The sequence below is a fragment of the Actinoplanes sp. NPDC048791 genome (assembly GCF_040650095.1).
In the GTDB taxonomy this organism is placed as follows: domain Bacteria; phylum Actinomycetota; class Actinomycetes; order Mycobacteriales; family Micromonosporaceae; genus Actinoplanes.
In genome coordinates this window covers 1-1,660 of sequence record NZ_JBEZGQ010000585.1, presented here as the reverse complement: position 1 = coordinate 1,660, position 1,660 = coordinate 1, and the positions used below count along the sequence as shown (strand labels likewise).

The window sequence follows — 1,660 nt, the reverse complement described above, 5'->3', positions numbered from 1 at the left end:
GGCAGTGCTGCCCTGCCGACCCCGCTGTTCGCGCGCATGCGGGAGCTGACCGGCCACCGCCCGGTCGAGCGCTACGGCATGACCGAGACGCTGATCACGCTGAGCAACCGGGCCGACGACCCCGGACGCGAGGCCGGTCTGGTCGGCACGCCCGTCGCGGGAGTCGAGGCCCGGGTCGACGGCGACGACGGGTCCACGCTGCCGGCCGACGGCGAGTCCATCGGCGAGCTCTGGGTGCGCGGCCCGATGCTCTTCGACGGCTATCTGGGCCGGCCCGAGGTAACCGCGCAGTCGCTGGACGCCGACGGCTGGTTCCGGACCGGTGACATCGCCCGCACGACGCCGGGCGGCGCGTACCGCATCGCCGGCCGCCGGTCCACCGACATGATCAAGAGTGGCGGCTACCGGATCGGCGCCGGTGAGGTCGAGGACGCCCTGCTTGCCCACCCGGCCGTCCGCGAGGCGGCCGTGCTCGGCACCCCGGACGACGACCTCGGCCAGCAGGTCACCGCGTTCGTGGTGGCCGAGGCGGTCACCGCCGGTGAGCTCATCGACTTCGTGGCCCGGACGTTGTCGGCCCACAAGCGACCGCGGCAGGTCCGGTTCGTCGACGCATTACCCCGCAATGCGATGGGTAAGGTCCAGAAACACCTGCTGACGTCCTGAGAGGGAAGACCGCGATGACCCGGACCGACGATGACGTCACCCTCGACGCGGCGCTGGATCCGCTGGTCCTGGCCCTGGACATCGGGTCCACCGCCACCCGGGGCGGCGTGCACGACGCGTCGGGGCGGCGGGTGCACGGCCTGCAGCACAAGGTGCCGCACGCCTTCACGGTCGCGCCGGACGGCACCTCGGTCATCGATCCCGACCAGGTCACCGCGGAGGTCGAGCAGGTTCTGGACGCGGTGACCGGCGACCTGCGGCTGGGGACCCGCATCGCCGGCGTCGCGATGGACACCTTCGCCGCCTCGCTGATCGCGGTCGACGCCACCGGGCGCGCGCTCACCCCGTGCCTGACCTACGCCGATTCCCGCAGCGCCGGCGCGGTCACCGCGCTGCGTCGGGAGCTCGACGAGCACGCGGTGCAGCAGCGCACCGGCACTCGCCTGCACACCAGCTATCACGCGCCGCGCCTGCGCTGGCTGACGGCCACGCAGCCAAGCATCGTCGCTGAGGCCGCCGCCTGGTGGTCCCTGGGGGAATACATCCTGGCCCGGCTGATCGGGCAGCCGCTCGCCGGGACGTCCACGGTGGCGTGGACCGGCCTGCTCGACCGGCGCACCGGTGAGCTCGACGCCGAGCTGCTCGCCGCCGCGGGCATCGGCCCCGAGCAGCTCTGCCCGCCACGGGACATGTCCCAGCCGGCACCGTCGGCGAACCCGGCGCTCCGGCCGGCCCTCGCCGGGGCCGTGTGGTTCCCCGTCATCACCGACGGCTTCGCCAGCAACATCGGAGCCGGGGCGACCGACGCCACGGTGCTCACCGCGGCCACCGCCACCAGCGGAGCCCTGCGGGTGCTGCTCGACGGCCCGGCCGATCCCCTGCCGTTCGGGTTGTGGAACTACCGGGTCGACGCCGGCCGCACGCTGCTCGGCGGGGCGATCAACGACGTCGGCCGCGCCGTCAGCTGGGCCGAGGCCACGTTGCGCCTCAGCCC

At 73.9% G+C, this 1,660-nt stretch carries 2 protein-coding genes; both read left to right on the top strand.

The genetic code is table 11. The features are described from left to right. On the top strand, positions 1–666 hold a 666-nt coding region (locus AB0C29_RS31755; protein WP_360827948.1), incomplete at its 5' end, for an AMP-binding enzyme. Positions 667–680: 14 nt separating this feature from the next. After that, a partial coding sequence (locus AB0C29_RS31750; protein WP_360827945.1) for an FGGY family carbohydrate kinase occupies positions 681–1,660 on the top strand: 980 nt, incomplete at its 3' end.